This is a genomic window from Massilia sp. CFBP9012 (assembly GCF_034045115.1).
Classification (GTDB): domain Bacteria; phylum Pseudomonadota; class Gammaproteobacteria; order Burkholderiales; family Burkholderiaceae_D; genus Telluria.
Genome location: NZ_JAXCWM010000001.1, coordinates 445,240 through 464,724 on the forward strand (window position 1 = coordinate 445,240; position 19,485 = coordinate 464,724).

Genomic DNA, 19,485 nt, shown 5'->3' on the forward strand with positions numbered 1-19,485 from the left:
TTCGTCGTCGGGTCTGGTCCTCAGGGAGCGAAGCAATGGGTCTTGAAATCGACCACGGTCACGTTGCCGTCCGACGAGATATGGTGGCTGCCGAGCGAGCGCTGCAGGTAATCGTGCCGGATGTCGGTGACCTTGCGCTCCGAATACCTTGTCTCGTCGAGTTCGGTGATCTCGTACAGGGCCAGGCCTTCGCCGTACTGGTCGAACCCCTGGCGCTGGGCGGCGCGGTAGATGCGGCCTTGGTCCACGATCAGGCCGGCATTGCGCCCCATGTCGGTATCGATGTAGAGCGGGTTCATGGGGTGCGGCGTCCATGTTCCGCCGAGCGGATCGGGCGCATGGAACAGGCACAGCTCGGAACAATGGTCGTTCAGGCCCGAGCGGTCGATGCTGGTGAGCAGCCACCAGCGTCCGCGGTGCTCGAAGAACATCGAGTCGGCGGCCGAAATGCCGTCGATGGCGACCGAATCGAGCGACCAGCGCAGCGGGAACTCGTCGCATTTGTAGATGCGGATCTGGTTGCTTTCGGAAGTCTCGGGGCTCATATAGAGATGCCCCCCGTATTCGAACAGGAAGGGAAACGACAGGTGGAAGCCCTCCTGCAGCGCCACGCCGAGGCATTTGACGTCGGCCTTGGTGATCTCGAGCACCGAGATATGTGCGCGGTTGGTGGCGTAGACATAATCTTCGACGAAGCAGTACACCCTTCCGCCATGGACCCGCAGGAAGGGATCAGCCCAGAAATGCCCATCTGGCGCCGTCACCGGCACGCCGCGCCACAAGGCGGCGTTGCGCCACCCGGAACGGGTCACCGACAGCGTCCATTTGTGACGGATGCCGAGCATGCGCCGCGCGCCGCGCATGCCAAGCCGCCCGGCCAGCTTGAGCGCGTACAGCAGCGCATGCAGGCCGCCTGGCGGCGCCCGGCAGCAGCCCGAGTAGGGGACCGGATCGCGCGCGGCCGGCAGCCTGCGCGTCGCGGCCACGTCGCCCAGCAGCCTGCGCAGCTGGGCGTGCGCCTTGCAGAACAGGTGAGCCTGGTTGAGCAGGAAGGAGTACTTGGTGCGGAACGCCCCCTCGACCAGGACCTGGCCCGCCTCCCCTGCCCGTCCCAGCCGGACGATGGCGAATCCGGTCTTGCGTGCGCGGTGATAGGTTTCCCAGAAACCGATGGGCGCGCTGCCGGTGATCTGGTCGCGCCGGTAGTCGATGCCGATGGCGCCGAGGCGCGCGGCGCCTCCCAGGCGCTCGTCGCAGGTCACGCCATCGCAGCACACCAGCAGGTCGAGTTCCAGGCCGGCCAGCTCCGTGTGCGAGATCGGCGGGAGCGCGGGATCGGGCGCCTCGGCGAACCCTGCAGCGGGCGGCGCCACGCTACGCACCGGCACGCCGCGCGCGGCGGCCAGGGCGGCCATGTCGACCACGGCCAGGTGGGCGCGGTGCGCCTCGTAGTGACGCAGCAATTGACGCTCGATGGCCATCACGCCGGCGAACAGCAGCGGCGTCCGCGGCGCCGTCTGCGGCGCCGTCGGACCCTGGGCCACGGGGCGGCGCTTGCGCCCGGCCCGGCCCGGCGGCGGCGCGTCGGTCACCAGCACCAGCGCCAGCTCGAGGTCACGGCTTTCCGCCAGCCAGTCGCACAGCGCGGCCACATAGCCGTCGCTCGCGCGCGCCTCGAGCAAGAGGCCGACGCGCAGCGGCATCACTGCACCCGCACGCTGCATGGCTCGCCCCTTCCCAGCGCCGTGTAATGGTCGATCAGGTATTTGGTATGGCGCACCTTGCCCAGGCTGGAGGCGCCGAACACGATCGATTCGATGCGCGGCTGGCCACAGACATACTCGATCGCTTCGGCGGCCGGGATCGCGCCGGAAGCGAACACCGACATCGCCACCGCGCGGAACTTGCGCGTGGCGACGGTTTCCTCGTAGGCCGGCAAGCCGCCGCACATCCGGAAGCCGATCTTGTTGACGTTGGCGCAGACGATCGGATTGTCGATGCCCACGGTGTCGAGCGCCTCGAGCAGCCGGGGCAGGTTCATGGTGATGAAGCCCGGTTCGGCCCCGTAGCGTTCGCGCACATGGTCGTGGAAGGTGCGCAGCGCGTCGTGGAAGCCCAGTCCCAGCGCCAGGTCGGTGACCACGTTCTGCAGGAAGATGACCGGTGTCGGGATCGCCACGAACATCTTCATCTCGGCGTCGATGAGGCGCCGGATCAGGGCGTCGACGTCGCGTCGCGCCACCGCGATGCCGCTCTTGACCGCCGCCGTCAGCGGCGATTCATCCGGCAGGAACTTGCGTACGGCCTCGATGATGCCCACCTCGGACACCGCGTTGGCATATTTGTGCGCGTAAGGCATGCAGGGATATATCTTGAGCTGACGGTAGCGCGCCGGCTGCGCGCGAATGGTCTCGCAGATCGCGGCGACCCGCTCGTGGGTGGTGCACATCAGCACCTCGATGCCCTCTTCCAGTACGCCGTCGAGCATCGCCATGACTGCCTCGTTGCTCTGGAACTGCATGCTCTGGGACCGCGCATGCTCGTCCGACATGTGGTTGATGCCGAAGAACTGGTTGTCTCCAAAAAGAATTCGGTCCATCAGGGACTCCCTTTCAATGCCTTCATGATCGTCTCGGGCGAACTGAGCACCGTGTCGCGCAGCCTCCCCCAGCGTCCCGGAGCGCCGCGTGCGGTCGCCAGGCCGGTAGCGGCGCCGGCGCCGGCGCCGGCGCCAAGGCCAAGGCCGAGGCCAGCGTCGACAGTGCCGGCGGCATCGCGCCGGATCATGTAAGCCACCAGGTCGGTGGCCAGGCCCGCGGCCAGGCCGCAGTGGCTGTCGATCCGGCGTTGCCGGATCGATTCGGCGAAATAATCGATCTGTGCCGAATACTCCTCGCCGCGCAGGTAGAACCACACCGGCCTGGTCAGATCGGTGGTGTAGCGGACGTTCCAGCCTGCCTCCAGGTCGGGACGGGCCGCCACCGGCGTGCGCAGGTGGATGTGCAACTCCTGGCGGCTGGCCTCGATCTTGCCGTTGGTGCCCCATAGCACGAGCGTGGTCGACATCTTGCGATGGCTGTCGTCGCTCCAGTTGGCGGACAGCTGCGCGGTCTTGCCATCGGCATAAGACAGGTTGGTATATACCTCGTCGTCGGCCGAGGCGGAAAAGACGCTGCTGAGGATCGAGCCCGAGACGCCGGCCGGCGCGCCGACCGTGAAATTGAGCAGGTCGATGCCGTGACATGCGTAGTCGTACAGGCAGCCGCCGCCCTCGTTGCGGCTGCTGCGCCAGGTCGCTCCCTTCGGGCGCAGCACCACCGGGCCATAGCAGTCGACGCGCGCATGATGCACGCGTCCGATCGCGTCCACGTCGAGCAGGCGCCGGACCTCCTCGAAGGTACCCAGGAAGCGGTTGTGGTAGCCGACCTGGGTCACCGCGCCGCGCTCGGCCGCCAGCGCCACCAGCCGCGCGCCTTCCTCGACGTCGAGGCAGAATGGCTTTTCGCAGAATACGTCGAGGCCGCGCTCGAGCGCCGTGCGCACCATCCGCGCATGCATCCGCGATGGCGTGGCGACCAGCACCGCGTCGAGCCGCTCGCGCTCGAGCATGCGCGCATAGTCGCTGTAAGTGGCGACCCTGGTGTAGCGGCCGATGATGTCCAGCAGGTATGTGGCGGGATCGCAGACGGCGACCAGCTCCAGCCCGGGGTGGGCGTTGACGATGGCCTGGTGCGACAGGCCCATCTTGCCCAGGCCGGCGATGGCGATGCGGATGGGGGGCGTGTCAGGCGTGTGCATGGGTCACCTCGTGCTTGATCATGTCGTAGGCGGCGCGCCCCTTGGCGAGCAGGCCGGCATTGGGGCCGGCCCGCTCGCGCGAGGCCAGGTAATCCACGGCGTCTTGCGCGGTGAGCGCAGGCAGGTGGGCGCAGGCGCCCTCGGCGATCAGGTAGCGGTCGACGTCGAGCAGCGCGTCCTGGTAGACCGAAATGGTGGGCACGCCCAGCACGGCCATCTCGCGCGTCATGGTGCCGCCCGCGCCGATGAACAGGTCGCAGTCGCCGGCGATGGCGTCGATGTCGATCACGCCGGACAGGGTGCGGCAACCCTTGAACGCCGCGCCGGCATAATGCAGGTATTGCTCGCGGGAGCGCGGCAGCACGGTGACGCTGGCCCGGTGCTGCAGCGCGCCGATGACGTCGTCCAGGAAATTCCTCGGCCCCCGGTAATACTGGGCGGTCCACGGCTCGGGACGGACGAAGATGCGCGGCGGCGCCTGCGGACCGTGCGTGCGCGCCGGCGCCGGCGTCGAGGCCGACCGGCGCTGCTCATACTCCCACAGATAAATGCCCTCCTTCACGCCCGGATAGCGTTCCACCTTGGCCAGCGACGCCCCCTGGCGCCGGAGGTTCTGGGCCGTGAGGAATTCTGGCACCATGATCCGGTCGGCGCAGGCGAAGGCGGGCACGTTGCCGGCCGCATGCTCGTTGTCGTTCAGGTAGACCGACCGGATTCCCAACAGCCGCGCCACGACCGGCGAGTGGAAAGAACTCTGCGACACCGCCACCTCGACCCCGCGCCGGCGCAGGAAGCGCACCAGTTGCGCCACGCGGATCGGGAAGCCAAAGGTCTTGCCGACCAGGGAACGTCCATAGTGCACGCCCACCGTCGTGTGCGGGATGCGGTGCATGCGCAGCAGGTCTTCGGTATTGGCCAGCGGACGGCTGGTGACGATGACGTCGTGGGACCGCTGCAGGTCGCGGATCATCGTGCGGAACATATTGATGTGCGGTGAATTGGATAGATCGAACCAGATCTTCATGGATTCCCCCTGGTCAGGCGCGGCCCGGTCAGCCGATTTTCTCGTCGAAGCGCTCGCGCGTCCCGGGCCGGCGCGCCTCTCTGGCCGCCAGTTTCTCGTACAGGTCTTCGAGCGTGGCGATCATCCGCATGCTGGAGAACTGCTTCCGGACCCGCTCGCGGCCGGCGGCGCCCATGCGCTCGCGGGCGGCCGGGTCGGCCAGCAGGCCTAGCACCGCGTCGGCGAGCGCCCCGGTGTCGCCGGGCGCGACCAGCACGCCCTCCATCCCGTCGCGCACCGCCTCCGGGATGCCTCCGACCGCCGTGGCGACGACCGGGACGCCATGCGCCATCGCCTCAAGCAGACTCATCGGCAAGCCTTCGGCGTGCGACGGCAGCACGAAGACGGTCGCCGCGTCGAGCAGGGCCGCGCGTTCGCCTGCATCGACCCAGCCGGGCAAGTCGACGCTGGCCTGCAGCCCGAGGGCCGCGACGAGCGCGCGCGCCTCGTCGCGCTGCCCGTCGCCGCACAGCAGCAGCCGCGCCTGCGGCACGGCCGCGACGATCGTGCGCATCGCGCGCAGCAGGTCGTGGCAGCCCTTGCCCGGCTCGAGATGGCCAAGGAAGAGCAAGGTCGCCGGTGCGCGCGCGGGCGCTGGCCGGGCCCCATACGCGCCCCCATGCGCGCTCTGCGGCAGCAGCACCGGGTTGTGCAGGACGACGACGCTGCCCTGCGAGGAAACGGTGCGCACCCAGGCCTGCAGTTCACCCGAGACGACGACGACGGCCCGCGCCCGGTCGAAGGCGAAGCGCATCAGGCGGCGGGCCAGCGGGCCGCACTCGCTGCGGTAGTAGTCAGGGTAGCGTCCCGCGTGCAGGTGCAGCGCGACCGGCACGCGGCACAGGTAACCCAGCAGGAAGAAGACATATTTGCGCCAGAAACTGGCGTTGATGGCCACGTGGATGTGCAGCAGCGCGACCTCGCCCCTGGCCAGGAGGCGGAGCACGGCCAGCAGGGCCAGCGCGAACAGGTGGATCTTGGCCCGCCCCGACCCGGTGCGATGCGTCGGAAGGTAGACGATGTCACGCCGCGCCAGCAGCCCCGCGGCCCGGTACACCGCGATGACCGACGCGATGCCGCCGCAGCCATCTACGTGGGTGCCAAGCATCACGATTTTCTTTTCATGGTTCATAACGATCGCTCCAGGCATATGTACGCCCTTGTTTCACAGGAAGTGGGAAGCCAGCAGGATCGCGCCGAGCAGGGTCAGGAGCACCGTCTTGGCCCGCCGCGTCTCGCGTTCGATGGCGGCATCGCGCTCGCTCGCCGCGCGCGGCGCCGGACGCGCGGGAGACGGCGCCTCTGCGTCTTCCCACAGCAATGGCAGCTGTTCGGGCGGGACGGCGCGCTCCCGTTCGGACACGGGCCGGCTGATATCTAGGATTTCCACGATCGCCTCCAGGACGAGATGCGCTGTTTTGCCTGGCGCCCCCGCCCGCGCACCAGGGTGCGGGCATAGGTCGGCAGGCTCGCCATGACCGCGGCCAGCGAGCGATACACGACGATGCGGTCGAACTCGCGCTGCTGCCCGAGCAGCCTGCGCTTGTAGTCATAGCGGCCGGAGAGCAGGTGGTACTCGCGCATGCCGCGCCGGATCGACTCGCAGATGCTCATGAAGCAGCACAGCAGGCCAAGACGGGCCTGGTCGAACCCGGGATCGTGCGCGATCACATGCATGTAAGCATGCCCGCCCACATGGGTGCACGCCACGCCGGCGCGGATGCGCCCGCCGCTACGGGCGAACAGGACGCATCCATACGCGCCGAGCACGCTCTCCAACACGGCCAGCGAATCCGCCGTATGGCTCGGAGATTGTTTCTTGTGCGCCAGGCGCAGGCAGTTGAGTTCGACCAGGGCGGCGATATCGGCAGGGTCGATGGTATCGGGGCCGTGGAAGGAAAACGCGAGGTCTGGCGCCTGCTGCGCGACCATCCGCTGGGCGCGCCGGATCGCCGCCCGGGTATTCGGCCCGAGGCTGGCAAGATAGGCTTCGGGCGTGCCCGGCAGCGAGATCACGAGGTCTTCGGTGGCGCCGTAGCGCTGGCACGGAAACGGCAGTGGCCAGGGCGGCGTCTGCACCGCCGGGAAATGGATCAGGTGGACGCCCTCGTTTCCCGCGAACAGGAAGCGCGCCATCTGCTCGAGCGCGGCGCCACCGATGGCGAACAGCTCGCTCAAGACCGTGATCGTGCCCTCTTCGCGGCGATACAGTACGCCCGTCACTGGAACGCCGTCGCGCAGCGCGACATGGCACGCCACCTCGGCGTCGGCCGGGAACGCCGCGCAGCGCGCCTCGGTGCAGAATACGTTCTCGTGGCATGTCTCGAGCAAGGCGCGCAAGGACGGCGGAAAGGGCCGCCTGACGAGCATGGCGTCTTGCCGCGCCGAGCCGCTTGCCAGGTCGAGTCGGTCGTCGAGTCGATCATTCATTGTTCACCATGTCGTCTTGATCCAGGAAGCTATCCCGGCAGGTGAGAGTCGTGCCGCGCCGCGCCCGACCTTGGCCTGCAGGCCGTCAGGCATCCGTGTGGTCCTCATCGCGCCGGAAGCGCGGCTTGACGGTTCCCCCCGCCAGCACGAAGCGAAGCCGCCGCAGGCCCTTTTTGGCGTGACGCAGCGCGGCAAGTGAATGGCCCAGGAGCCGGCTGCCTGCGCCGCCCTGCGCCTGCGCCTTCGCCACCAGCAGCCTCAGATCGTGCAGCCGGGAGCGCGCCGCGTTGCGCGACAAGGTGCGCCAACAGGCGAGCGCGGCAACGCGTGAACGGTAGATGGTCACGCTGGCGAGCGTCTTGCGGCGTGCCAGGAAGTGGGACTTCCAGTCGTCATGGCCGCCCATCATCCAGAACTCGCGGCCGCCAACGGCGATGGCGTGGGAGATGGTATGCAGGCTCACCTGGCGGCCCAGCCGGTAGGCATCGAAGTGGGGGTCGTGGCCGACCAGGTGCAGGAAGTGGCGCGTGCCGACCCTTGAGCAGAGGCTGGCCGCCACGATGCGTTCGTCGATCAGCATGATGCCAAGGTAGCCGTGGCTGCGCGCCAGCCGTACGATGCGGTCGATGTCGGCACTCTCGACATATGGCGCGGCATTGCGCGCATCCATCCGCCGGTCGGTCAGGTGGACCAGTTCGCGCACATGGCGCGCCGTGACCTGCTGTGTCGACAGCACCTCGAAACGACAGGAAGGAAACTGCGCTGCGCACTTGCGCATGCTGCGCCGCATCAGCTCCCTGGTGCTCTTGCCCAGCAGCCGCATGTAGGCATCGGCGGTCGGCGGAAGCTCGACCACGTTCTCTTGCAATTGGGGCAGGATCTGGACGGGGAACGCGAAGGTGGATGCATCGATGGACGTGTCGAGCGCGTAGCCTACGATGCGTCTTGCCGCCGGGTAGCGGGAAAACACGTTGACGGCGAAGTAAGCCAGGTCGCCCGCGCTCAGGGCGACCTGCTGGTTGACGATGCGGACCGTATCGCGATCGATCCGAAACAGGATCAGCAGCGCGATGTCATGCTCGTCGGCGGCGGCGAAGGTGTGGATGTCGTCGAGCCCCTCGTAGATGCCGATGCGGGTCAGGGTGCAATAGATATTTGCATACAGGCGTTCGAGGCCCGCTTCTGCAAAGTCTGGAATGGCGTTCTCGTAAAAGCGGCTGGAAACGATGTGCTTGTCTGAATGGGATGCAAAATGGGAATTTCCTTCTTGCCAGAAATTGGCGGGAATCGCATGAGCGGTAGTATTTTCAATGCCCATTTTATTACCACCCTCCGCATGAAATGAATTTACCTCTCAAATTCTATTTTTTTGCGATCAGGCCGGCGTGATTAATATCAAACCATGCATGAGCAATGAATATTTATCACTGTCGAGCCTGGCTTCACCGCCCCTCACTAATTTCATATCGACAAGATCGCCGAATCGCCCTACCCCCGGCCCCGCAGGACAAGGCAAGCGAGATTTTTCACAGAGTATCTTGATAATAACCATAATCCACGCGCAGATTTCTTATAATGTTAATTATAATAATTCGGCATGAGCATATTCGACGAAAGATATTATAGTAAGCAAAGTGATCAATATCATGCTTATAGTTCATGCGCCATTTGGTGGCACGTCCGGCAACGTCGACAGCCCCCATAAAAAAAGCCGCCGCATTTTCATGCGGCGGCTAGTGTTCGTGCTAACAGCTTATTTTGCGATCGCAGGCGCCAGCGGCTGGCGCGGGGTGCCACCGCCACCGATGCTGGTCGGGCTATTGTTGTCGACCACGTTCAGTGCCCGCATGATGCGCTGGATGTCACGCACCCAGGCGGTATTGCCCTGGACCTTCTGGTTCATGTCGAAGCCCCAATCACGCTTGAACTCGGCGCGTTTGTTGCCGTCCGGACCGTCTTCGGCGCTGAAGTCGAAGCCGGCCGCATAGGTGTCGTCGACGATGTAGGCGCCATAGTTCTGCAGCGTCCAGGCCAGTTGCTTGGCCGGCGCGGTTTCCAGCCCCAGCGACGTGATCGCGGTGGTGCCGGGGATCGCCAGCAAGGCGCCCATCTTCATTGCGGTGTTGCTGTTCTTGTTCGCACTGCCGTACCAGCCGACCGCATAGCTATCCGAGGTCGTTGCCGGCCAACGCGAGCAGGCGCTGCGCGTCGTGCACTTGAACAGCGCTTCCTTGGCGTACACATTGACCTTGAGCGCATGACGCGGACCGGTCGTGGTACCTGGACGCAACTCACCCAGGCGGATGCTGCCGCCGATGGCCGACAGGCCAGAGCCGCCGTGCGCCCCGGTAATGCCCGGACCGTACAGGTCGACATTGGCGAACTTGGCAAACGATGTGCCCGGTCCTCCGGCGGTGCAGCGTGCCACCGGCTGGGTTTGCACCAGCGTGCGGCCATCCCTCATCAGGAAGGTGGCCGAGCTGTTCTTGTTGGTGTTGGGGATGATGTAATTGCTGGGCATCGGCACCTGGTACATCAGGCCGCCGGTCGCGGTACAACGGTTCCTGCCGGTCCAGGCGGCATTGCTGTAGTTGAGATTGACCAGTGGCGCAGTTGGCTTGAGGATGATTTTTTCATCGTCGATGCCGGGCATGGCGGCCCAGATATTATTGGCCGGATTCGGATTCAGATTGGCGCGCACGAACCGTGCACCGCTACCGATCGGCATATTCCAGATGCTGTTGCTGGCGAAGGGTTGTTTCAGGGGATCGCGTGCGCCCGAGGCGACTACGCTTGCCAGCGACTTGTTTCCACTGGGGGTGTCGGTCAGGACTGCGGGGGAGTCATCGGCGGACTGTCCATCCGGCGTGGCGTCAGTAACGGGCGCATCCGCCGCGGTCGTGGCAGCGGCGTCAGGCGTAGTGGCAGCGGTGTCAGGCGCATAATCGGCGGGACGAACTGGAGTTTCTACTTCTGCCAGAGAAACACTGGCCGGGTCAATCGACGCGGGATCCCCGCCGCCACAGGCGGCGAGTGCGGCAAACACAGGGGCGAGCACCATGAGTTTGACTTTCGGTTGGAGTCGAGTGGAATTGTTCACAGAATCTTTCCTTACACAATGATGGAATGAGGTCGTTTGAGGATTCCCATGACCAATAGTTCCGCCAATTAAGGAAAATATTTTCTGCTGGCTATTTCGTCAACTCAAATAAACAAAGATTTTTTCTATTCAGAAATTGAACTTGGGGTAAAAAATACGGAACAGGAATTATTCGATAGACCTACGGAAATAGAGTTTCTATGTGACATGCTGCTTCCAGTACAGCATATAGACACCAATTCACAGCCGCATTCGTCAATAAGCGATAGCGAGATATCGAACAAATAGTTGAACGGCGCCCTATCGATCGGGAATGGCGTGCACAGCCGCGGCACGCTTTCGACTGGCTGAATGGTGAATGATGTGAATGCAGGTAATTGTTACGCGTGTTTGATAACACGCGTCTTATCGCAGCGCTGCCGCGATGGCCCGCTCGCGGCGAGCGCGGCGGAAGCGGAAGCGGAAGGGGGAGCGTGTAGAGCGCGATAATGCCGAGGCCGGCATGGCCTCGGCACGCGATCGCGAAGCTTTCGGCGATTCGATCGCGTTTTACCTATGCGGCCGGCAGCCCGGCGCGCAGCGATTCCGGCAACGGCGCCGACTTGCCGAGCTTGAAATCGACCCACACCACCTTGGCCACGCCGTCGGCATGCAGGTCGCCCGGTTCGCCGTCCGCCCCGATCAGGCGAATCTCGTGCGACACCTCGACGCTCGAGCGTCCCGGCGGCGCCACGAAGGTACGTATCTCGATATCGCCCGGATAGGTCAATTGCTTAAGGAAATTCATCGAGGCATTGACGATCACCGGCCCTTCGGCGCGCGAATCCGGCAGACCGCCCACCTGTTCCAGCCAGGCAATGCGGGCCGATTCGATGTAGCGAAAATAATTCGTGTTATTGACATGCCCCATGGCGTCCATATCGCCCCAGCGAATCGGCATGCGCATGGTGTGAACCCACTTCTTGCTACTCATTCCCGGTCTCTGCTTCCAAAAAAATTACTGCGCCGTCATCCCGTCATCGGCCGTGATGATGGCGCCATTGATGAAATGGGCTTCTTCCGCCGCCAGCAGCAGCAGGAGGCCGTCGAGGTCTTCCGGCTTGCCCGGCCGCTTGCGCGGCAACATCTCGATCAGCTTGCGGCCCGGCTCGGTATCGAAATAATCCTCGTTCGAATCGGTGGCGATGTAGCCGGGACAAATCGCATTGACATTGATCCCATACTTGCCCCACTCCACCGCCATCGCCTTGGTCATCTGCACCACGCCTGCCTTGCTCATGCAATACACGCCGATCTGCGGCAACACCCGCAGGCCCGCGACCGAGGCGATGTTGACGATGCGGTGCTGCTTGCGCGGATCGCCCTTGGCGCGCGCGATCATGCGCTTGGCGGTCTGCTGGGCCATGAAGAAGGCGCCGCGCAGATTGGTGTCCATGATATAGCCATAGTCGTCTTCGCCGACATCCAGCAAACGCTGGGTTGTCGAGACGCCGGAGTTATTGACCAGGATGTCGATTGGCCCGGCCTCGGTCTCGGCGTGCGCGATCGCCGCCTTGATGCTGCCCAGGTCGGTCACGTCGAGGCGCACCACGTGCGCCGCCCCGCCGTCGGCCTCGATCTCTGCGCGCAGTTCCTTCAGGCGCTCGACCCGGCGCGAGGCCAGGACGACCTGGGCCCCGGCCCCGGCCAGCGCCTTCGCGAAGCGCGCGCCGAGTCCGCTGGACGCGCCGGTGACCATTGCAATCTTTCCTTCGAAATTGACTTCAATTCCCACGTCCCGCTCCCCAATGCTGTCGTGCTGGCCAAGAACCTGGCTCGGCAGGTTCCGATTGCGAAAGCATCATGATCCCACAAATGTCCAGTATTAGATTGCCTCATCTAATATTGCCTTTACAATGGCGCGCAAGTTGCATTCAACAGTAAAAACCCGCACACTCGTGCTATTTTCAAGATTGCCTCATTAAGAGCATACCAACAACCATGACAGAGACAACCAACCTCCTCGAACAATACGGACCGCGCGAAGCCATGGAATACGACGTCGTGATTGTCGGCGGCGGCCCTGCCGGCCTGTCCGCGGCGATCCGGCTCAAGCAGCTGGCGGCGGAAAAAGGCCAGGAAGTATCGGTCTGCGTATTGGAGAAAGGCGGCGAGCTTGGCGCCCACATCCTGTCCGGCGCGGTGATGGATCCGCGTGCCCTGAACGAGCTGATTCCTGACTGGAAAGAAAAAGGCGCGCCGCTGAACACGCAGGTCACCGAAGACCGCGTCATGTTCCTGACCGAGACCAAGTCGTTCTCGACGCCCGTGTTCGCCATTCCGCCAGCGCTCAAGAACCACGGCAACTACATCGTCTCGCTCGCCAACGTCGTGCGCTGGCTGGGCCAGCAGGCCGAAAGCCTGGGCGTGGAAATCTTCCCGGGCTTCCCGGCCGCCGAAATCCTGTACAACGAGGATGGCTCGGTCAAGGGCGTGGCCACCGGTAATATGGGCGTCAACCGCGAAGGCGAGCCTGGCGCGGACTTCCAGCTCGGCATGGAGCTGCACGCCAAGTACACCTTCTTCGCCGAAGGTTCGCGCGGCCACCTGGGCCGCCAGCTGATGGCGAAGTATGACCTGAACAAAGGCAAGGATCCGCAGACCTACGGCATCGGCATCAAGGAGCTGTGGGAGATCGACCCAGCCAAGCACCAGCCGGGCCTGGTGATCCACACGGCCGGCTGGCCGCTGCCGAACGACACTTACGGCGGTTCCTTCCTGTACCACCTGGAAAACAACCTGGTCGCGGTCGGCTATGTGGTGGGGCTGGGTTACCAGAACCCTTATCTGTCGCCGTACGAGGAATTCCAACGCTACAAGACCCACCCGGACATCCGCGGCTTCTTCGAAGGCGGCAAGCGCATCTCGTATGGCGCGCGCGCAATTACCGCCGGGGGTCTGCAATCGTTGCCGAAGACCGTGTTCCCGGGCGGCTGCCTGATCGGCTGCGACGCCGGCTTCCTGAACACCAGCCGCATCAAGGGCAGCCACGCCGCGCTCAAGACCGGCATGCTGGCCGCCGAAGCGGCTTTCGCGGCGCTGGGCGAAGGCCGCTCGGCCGACGAGCTCGTCGCCTTCCCTGCCGCCTTCGAGAAATCGTGGCTGCACGAAGAGCTGCACATCGCGCGCAACTTCAAGCCGTGGATGAGCAAGGGCCTGGTGCTGGGCACGATCATGACCGGCATCGACCAGATCGTGTTCCGTGGCAAGGCGCCCTGGACCCTGCACCACCAGCATGCCGACCATGAGTGCCTGAAGCCGGCGTCGCACTACAAGCCGATCGCCTATCCGAAGCCGGACGGCAAGCTGACCTTCGACAAGCTGTCGTCGGTGTTCATCTCGAACACCAACCACCGCGAAGACGAGCCGGTCCACCTGACGCTCAAGAACCCGAGCGTGCCGGTCGATGTCAACCTGGCCAAGTATGCCGGCCCGGAACAGCGTTACTGTCCGGCCGGGGTGTACGAGTTCGTCAAGCGCGAGGATGGCGGCGACCGCCTGCAGATCAATGCCCAGAACTGCGTGCACTGCAAGACCTGCGACATCAAGGATCCGACCCAGAACATCGTCTGGGTCACGCCGGAAGGCGGCGGCGGCCCCAACTATCCAAATATGTAAGGAGCCCTGATGGCGACCATCACGCTGCACCATCGATTGCATGCCGTGAAGGCCGCCTGCCTGCTGGCCGCGGCGTTCACTTGCGCGTCCAGCCTGGCACAGGATGGCGCGGCGCCAGATTCCGCTACACAAGATCCATTACGCACCGCCGTCATGCTCAGTCACGACATGGCGGTCGAGCCGAACATCACCTACCTGCGCGCGAGCGGGCAAGAGCTCAAGCTGGATGTCTACCGCCCGCGGCGAGACGATACTGCCCGCCTGCCGGTGGTGCTGAACTTCCATGGCGGCGGCTGGGTGGCGGGCAACCGCGAAAGCCGCGCGCTGACCGTCCTGCCCTATCTGCAGATGGGCTTTGCCGTCGTCAACGTGCAATACCGCCTGGCCGATGTGGCGCTGGCCCCGGCCGCCGTCGAAGACACGCTATGCGCGCTGCAATGGGTGGGCCGCAATGCCGAGCGTTACCGCTTCGACCTGGAGCGGGTGATCACCACCGGCGATTCGGCCGGCGCCCACCTTGCGCTGGCCACGGCCATGATGCCCGCCGATTCTCCGTTCACCAATGGCTGCGCCTTCACCGAAGGAAGCTGGAGCGGTCCGTACAAGAACGCCGCGCCGAAGGTCAAGGCGGTCGTCAACTGGTACGGCATCACCGACGTGGCCGACATGCTGCAAGGTCCCAATATCCGCTCGTATGCGGTGGGCTGGTTCGGCAGCCTGCCGGGGCGCACCGCGCTGGCCAGGGAATTGTCGCCGCTGAGCCATGTGCGCGCCGGCGGCCCGGCCGTGTTCACGATCCACGGTGACGCCGACAAGCTGGTGCCGTATGCCCACGGCGTGCGCCTGAAAAGCGCGCTCGACAAAGCGGGAGTCGGCAATGTGATGCATACGGTCAAGGGCGGTGGCCACGGCGGCTTTACCCTCGAGCAGCAGGTCCGCATCTTCGGCGAGATCCAGTCCTTCCTGCGCCAGCAAGGCATTATTCCGGCGTCCCGCTGACCCTCCGATTTACTGCTGACTTTGTCTGATAAATCCTACGAAGTCTCCGCCAATCCGCTGATAGGCGAGGTCCGCCATCGGCGTAGCATGGATCTTCCAGACACCAGTGCAAGGAGACGAACATGGGTGAACACAAAGGACACAGCGATAAAGCGCCGAACTACCCCGAGCTGGACGAGAAGGGATCGGCGGCAAGCCGCGCCGGACAGAGTGCCGGAAATCAACAGAGTGCCGGGAAGCAGCAAGACCCCGGCCAGCAGCCAGACAGCAGTATCGAGCAACAAGGCAAGCAGCAAGCTCAGAAGCAGGATCCACAACAACGCCCCGGCAATCAGCAAAGCGCCGGCGGACAACGGCAGAACCAGCAACACGGCGGCCAGCATGCCTCGGGCGGAACCCCGGCTCTGGACGACCTGAACGCCGACCACGACAGCCGTCACCGTGGGTCGCCGGGCAACGCGTCCCAGCAAATGGACCAGACGAACGACTGGAACGGCAAGCAGGACAAGAACCGTTGACGTGGCACCGACCACGCATGGCGCGGCCCGCAATATGGGCCGCGCCTTTTATCGTGTGCGCCGTCCGCAACTAGCGCGTGGCGCTGCTGGCGTCGATCCCGAACCACCTGAGGGACAACCGGCGCAGCGTGCCGTCGGCGCGCGCGCCATTGAGGATCTTGTCGACTGCCGCCTTGAACTGCGGGTTGCCCTTGCGAATGGCGATGCCGATGCGCGCATCCCTGCCAATATGTGGCCCGGCCTTGACCGGCAGTTCCGAATGCTTCAGCAGGTAGCTCACCATCAGGCTGTCGTCGAGTGAGGCATCGATGCGGCCGAAGGCGAGGTCTTGCAGATTCTCGGGCACGGCCGGGTAACTCCTGACCTCGATCCCCTTCACTTGCCTGGCCTGCTGCTCGAACACGCTGCCCTGGCGCACACCCAGCTTGCGGCCCTTGAGGTCGGCCAGGCTGCGGTAGGTGGCGCGCTCGTTCTTGCGCACGATGAGCTGGAAGCTCGAGTAGGTATAGGGCACCGAAAAATCGTAGGCCTGTTCGCGCTCGGGCGTGATAATCACCTGGCTGATGGCGGCATCGACCTTGCCTGCAGACACGGCCGGCAGGATGGCGCTCCATTCGGTGAACACGAACTGCGGCTTGAGTTTAAGCCCGGCGGCGACCAGGCGCGCGACCTCGACGTCGTAGCCGGTCAGGTGGCCGGTTTTAGGATCCTTGAAATTGAAGGGCGGATAGGTACCCTCGACGGCGATGCGCAGGACACCGCGGGCCCTGGCCTCGTTCATCAGGTCGGCGCCGTGCGCGACCGGCAGCAGCATGGTGACGCAGGCCGCCGCCACTCCCGCCGCCGCGCACCGGCGCCGCCGCTGCTTCGTTACAGCCTCAACCATCGACTTTTATCCCGCACCACAGTCAAAGGCACTTTATAACCGAAAAACACCACGAACGCCTAGCCGCGCAGATTGATTCGTTTCTGTTCTCGCGCCGAGCGGTAAACAGCCTCGATGATGCGGATGTCGCGCAAGCCCTCCTCGCCCGGCACGATGGTCTCGCGGTTTTCCTTCACGCATTGCGCCATATGGTCGAGCTGGCCGACCCACTGGTTCGCATACGGACCCGGCGGCGGCGTGACCAGGGTCTTGTCGCTGCGCTCGCCGCCGACCCACATGCGCTGGCCGCTGTAGGCGGTGGCGGGCTCCAGTTCGATCCGCCCCTTGTCGCCCATCAGCACGAACTGGTTGCGGTTGGCGCTGTACATCGACATGCACGAACCGATGACGCCGGACGGGAATTCGAGCTGGAAGTCGATCATGTCCTCGACCTCGCGGAAGCGCGGGTCGCTGCGGTCGGTGGTCTCTTTGGCGAACACGGCGACCGGCTCCTCGCCGGTGGTGTAGCGCGCCGCCTGCAGCGCGTAGATGCCGATGTCCATCAGCGAACCGCCGCCCGATTGCGCCTTCTTCATGCGCCAGGTATTCGGGTCGCGCGCGGTAAAGCCGTGCTCGGAGCGGAAGTAGCGCAGCTTGCCGATGGCTCCGCTGCGCGCCAGCCGGATCGCCTCGACGTTGTGCGGCTCGAAGCGCGAGCGATAGCCCAGCATCAGCTTCTTGCCGGCCTTGCGGCAGGCGGCGATCATCTGCTCGCATTCCGCCACGCTGAGCGCCATCGGCTTTTCGCACATCACGTGCTTGCCGGCCTGGGCGGCGCGGATCGTGTACTCGGCATGCATGAACACGGGCAAGCAGATGTAGACGATGTCGATGTCAGGGTTGTCGCGGATGCTGTCGAAGTTCTGGTAGTCGTAGATGCCGCGTTCGGGCACGCCGTATTCGGCCGCCACCTTCTTCGCCTTGGGCGGATCGCCGCTGACCAGCGCCACCAGGCGGCTGTGCTGGCATTCCTTGAACTGGGGAATGATGCGGCCCAGTCCATAACCGCCCAGGCCGACGACCGCATAGCCCAGCTTGCGTTCGGGATTGGCCCAGGCCGGCATGCCCACCGCGCCGGCCGCCAGCACACCACCCGCAGCCATGACCAGGCCGCGCCGATTCAGGTCGATCATTCAGGTCTCCTTGCAGAATGTTTTCGTTCGAATGCCGTACCGGTCCGGCGGCGCGGCGGGTTACCATCCTAATAAGGATACAATTGATTCGATTGAAATGGTAGCGTTAACACAGCGCGCCATCCCAGCATGCATAAGGAGACCACATTGATGACCCGATCCCATCCATTCCGTTTCGCCCCCCTCGTTCGCGCAATGCTCGCGGCCAGCGTGGTGGCCGCCCTGCCGGCGACTGCCATGGCCGCCAGTTGCAGCGGCAAGCCGCCGTCGGGCGAACTCAAGGCAGAGCGGATCGCCGCGATCAAGCCATCGCACAGCGAACCGGGCCTGTACGAGGGACCGGTATGGATCAGGGATGCGCTGTACTTCTCGGACTTCAGCTTCGGCGCGGGGTTTCCTTCGCGCGTGCGCAAGTTCTCGCCCGACGGCACGGTGAGCACGGCGCTGGACGATGCCGGCAGCAATGGCCTGGCGGTCGACGCCAGCGGCGCGCTGGTCGCCGCGACCCACAAGTACAAGGCCATGTCGCGCTATGACATCGCGACCGGCCAACGGGCGGATGTCGCCACCCGCTATCAGGGGCAGGTCTTCAATTCGCCGAACGACATCGCGATCGCAGCCGACGGCACCATCTATTTCACCGACCCGGACTACCAGAAGGCCGCGGCGCCCGGCGGCCAGCCGGTGACCGGCATCTACCGCATCGCGCCCGATGGTGCTGTGACGCTGGTGGACGGCACGCGCAAGAATCCGAACGGGATCGCGCTCTCGCTCAACGGCGATACCCTCTACGTGAACGCAAGCGACGGCGCGGTGCGCGCCTATCCGATCAAGGACGGCGTACCGCAGGCAGGCCGCGATGTCATCCGCGGCATCGAAAATGGCGACGGCATGACGCTCGACTGCCACGGCAATCTGTACGTGACCGAGCATGCGCCGAAGCGCGTGCGCGTGTTCACGCCGCAGGGACGAGAATTGGCGACGATCCGGACCGACGCCAACGTCACCAATGTGGCCTTCGGCGGCGCCGACGGCAAGACCCTGTACATTACGGGCGCCGGCGCCGTGTGGCAGGTGCGGCTGGATGTGACTGGTCTGCCCTACTGAAGCAGGAATGATCAGCCAGCCGAAACCACACAGTTAACCCGTCGTTCCCGCGGAGGTGCACTAGCGTCCGGAATATTTATACGCAACGTATGCATCGTCATCCCCGCGGAGGCGGGGATCCAAGTGAAGTCACAGAATGTTCATGCTCTTGCGTGACCCGAACGTTCATCGGAGGTCGATTTTTAGGCCACTGGCCGTGCACACTTGGGTTCCCGCCAAGGCGCCCGGCGAGGGCGGGAACGACGTGGCTTCTCCTATGAAGGAACCGACAAGCCGATATCACCAGGCGCGGCGCGCGGCCGCACCGAAGTTATGGCCAGTCACCAGCGTCGTGCTCTGCACCAGCATCGACAGGCCGAGGATCAGCTGCACCAGCCTGTCGTCCGGCAGCAGCCAGTAATGGCCGCGCGGCTGCTCGGCGCCGGTGGCGGCCGTGACCAGGGGCGCGATCCACGCGGCGTCGTCGTCGACGTCGAGCACGATCGCGTCTTCCGTCGTCTGCATATGCACCGTGCCGCCTTCGGCCAGCGTGAAACAGATGCCGACGCCCGTCTCTTGCGGCCGGATCAGCTCCTGCATTGCGGCGTTGTGTTCGTCGATCCAGAGTTCGACGTCCTGCGGCGTCTCGAGGGGCGTCCAGGGGCGGGGTTTGAAGCGGGGTTGGTCGGACGGAAGAGTCATGTGCTGCGCGGTTGATGAAACGGCCTCTATCTTAAGGGATTTCGGGCGCCCGCGCCCGGCCCTGGGAGTGCTTT

General features: G+C 64.7%; 18 protein-coding genes. 4 read left to right on the top strand and 14 right to left on the bottom strand.

Features of this window, described 5'->3' with window-relative positions:
- Positions 1-20 precede the first annotated feature (20 nt).
- The 11 genes from SOM61_RS01790 to SOM61_RS01840 all read right to left on the bottom strand — a co-directional run bounded on the left by SOM61_RS01790 (position 21) and on the right by SOM61_RS01840 (position 12,165).
- On the bottom strand, positions 21-1,724 hold the full coding sequence (locus tag SOM61_RS01790; protein WP_320472489.1) for a glucosamine inositolphosphorylceramide transferase family protein: 1,704 nt from the start codon (positions 1,722-1,724) through the stop codon (positions 21-23).
- Positions 1,703-2,599 carry a hypothetical protein gene (locus SOM61_RS01795; RefSeq protein ID WP_320472490.1) on the bottom strand — a complete coding sequence of 299 codons (897 nt, stop codon included), beginning with the start codon at positions 2,597-2,599 and terminating at the stop codon, positions 1,703-1,705. Before SOM61_RS01795 ends, SOM61_RS01790 begins: the two co-directional genes overlap by 22 nt.
- Complete coding sequence (locus SOM61_RS01800; RefSeq protein WP_320472491.1) at positions 2,599-3,798, bottom strand: Gfo/Idh/MocA family protein; 1,200 nt, start codon at positions 3,796-3,798, stop codon at positions 2,599-2,601. Before SOM61_RS01800 ends, SOM61_RS01795 begins: the two co-directional genes overlap by 1 nt.
- Positions 3,785-4,822 (bottom strand): DUF354 domain-containing protein, encoded by a 1,038-nt coding sequence (locus SOM61_RS01805; RefSeq protein WP_320472492.1) that lies wholly within the window; start codon positions 4,820-4,822, stop codon positions 3,785-3,787. The genes SOM61_RS01800 and SOM61_RS01805 overlap by 14 nt, the downstream gene beginning before the upstream one ends.
- A gap of 28 nt (positions 4,823-4,850) precedes the next feature.
- Positions 4,851-5,993, bottom strand: a complete 1,143-nt coding sequence (locus SOM61_RS01810; RefSeq protein ID WP_320472493.1) for a glycosyltransferase family 4 protein — start codon at positions 5,991-5,993, stop codon at positions 4,851-4,853.
- A gap of 33 nt (positions 5,994-6,026) precedes the next feature.
- Positions 6,027-6,251 (bottom strand): hypothetical protein, encoded by a 225-nt coding sequence (locus SOM61_RS01815; protein WP_320472494.1) that lies wholly within the window; start codon positions 6,249-6,251, stop codon positions 6,027-6,029.
- Positions 6,239-7,291 (bottom strand): GNAT family N-acetyltransferase, encoded by a 1,053-nt coding sequence (locus SOM61_RS01820; protein ID WP_320472495.1) that lies wholly within the window; start codon positions 7,289-7,291, stop codon positions 6,239-6,241. Before SOM61_RS01820 ends, SOM61_RS01815 begins: the two co-directional genes overlap by 13 nt.
- An 85-nt stretch (positions 7,292-7,376) precedes the next feature.
- Entirely contained in the window at positions 7,377-8,609 is a 1,233-nt protein-coding gene (locus SOM61_RS01825; RefSeq protein WP_320472496.1) for a GNAT family N-acetyltransferase, read from the bottom strand.
- A gap of 435 nt (positions 8,610-9,044) precedes the next feature.
- Positions 9,045-10,352 (bottom strand): hypothetical protein, encoded by a 1,308-nt coding sequence (locus SOM61_RS01830; RefSeq protein ID WP_320472497.1) that lies wholly within the window; start codon positions 10,350-10,352, stop codon positions 9,045-9,047.
- A gap of 592 nt (positions 10,353-10,944) precedes the next feature.
- A complete protein-coding gene (locus tag SOM61_RS01835; RefSeq protein WP_320472498.1) occupies positions 10,945-11,364 on the bottom strand; it encodes an acyl-CoA thioesterase in 420 nt (139 codons plus the stop codon).
- A 24-nt stretch (positions 11,365-11,388) separates the two neighbouring features.
- Positions 11,389-12,165: an SDR family oxidoreductase gene (locus SOM61_RS01840; protein ID WP_123069242.1), complete on the bottom strand. Its 777-nt coding sequence runs from the start codon at positions 12,163-12,165 to the stop codon at positions 11,389-11,391.
- A gap of 206 nt (positions 12,166-12,371) precedes the next feature.
- Here SOM61_RS01840 and SOM61_RS01845 point away from each other — a divergent pair, with 206 nt between their 5' ends.
- From SOM61_RS01845 to SOM61_RS01855, 3 genes are all read left to right on the top strand, one after another.
- Complete coding sequence (locus SOM61_RS01845; protein ID WP_320472499.1) at positions 12,372-14,048, top strand: electron transfer flavoprotein-ubiquinone oxidoreductase; 1,677 nt, start codon at positions 12,372-12,374, stop codon at positions 14,046-14,048.
- A 9-nt stretch (positions 14,049-14,057) separates the two neighbouring features.
- Positions 14,058-15,047, top strand: coding sequence for an alpha/beta hydrolase (locus SOM61_RS01850; RefSeq protein WP_320472500.1), 990 nt, complete (start codon positions 14,058-14,060; stop codon positions 15,045-15,047).
- 122 nt (positions 15,048-15,169) lie between these two features.
- The gene (locus SOM61_RS01855; RefSeq protein ID WP_320472501.1) at positions 15,170-15,565 is read left to right on the top strand and encodes a hypothetical protein; all 396 of its coding nucleotides are present in this window, start codon (positions 15,170-15,172) and stop codon (positions 15,563-15,565) included.
- 70 nt (positions 15,566-15,635) lie between these two features.
- On the opposite strand, the gene SOM61_RS01860 is transcribed toward SOM61_RS01855, so the two are convergent.
- Both SOM61_RS01860 and SOM61_RS01865 read right to left on the bottom strand, forming a co-directional pair.
- Positions 15,636-16,451 (bottom strand): transporter substrate-binding domain-containing protein, encoded by an 816-nt coding sequence (locus tag SOM61_RS01860; RefSeq protein WP_320472502.1) that lies wholly within the window; start codon positions 16,449-16,451, stop codon positions 15,636-15,638.
- 59 nt (positions 16,452-16,510) lie between these two features.
- A complete protein-coding gene (locus tag SOM61_RS01865; RefSeq protein WP_320472503.1) occupies positions 16,511-17,623 on the bottom strand; it encodes a Gfo/Idh/MocA family protein in 1,113 nt (370 codons plus the stop codon).
- A gap of 150 nt (positions 17,624-17,773) precedes the next feature.
- Between SOM61_RS01865 and SOM61_RS01870 the strand changes: the two genes are divergently transcribed.
- Positions 17,774-18,730 (top strand): SMP-30/gluconolactonase/LRE family protein, encoded by a 957-nt coding sequence (locus SOM61_RS01870; protein WP_320472504.1) that lies wholly within the window; start codon positions 17,774-17,776, stop codon positions 18,728-18,730.
- A gap of 279 nt (positions 18,731-19,009) precedes the next feature.
- Here the strand turns inward: SOM61_RS01870 and SOM61_RS01875 are convergent, their stop codons facing one another.
- Positions 19,010-19,411 (bottom strand): hypothetical protein, encoded by a 402-nt coding sequence (locus SOM61_RS01875; RefSeq protein WP_320472505.1) that lies wholly within the window; start codon positions 19,409-19,411, stop codon positions 19,010-19,012.
- Positions 19,412-19,485: the final 74 nt, after the last annotated feature.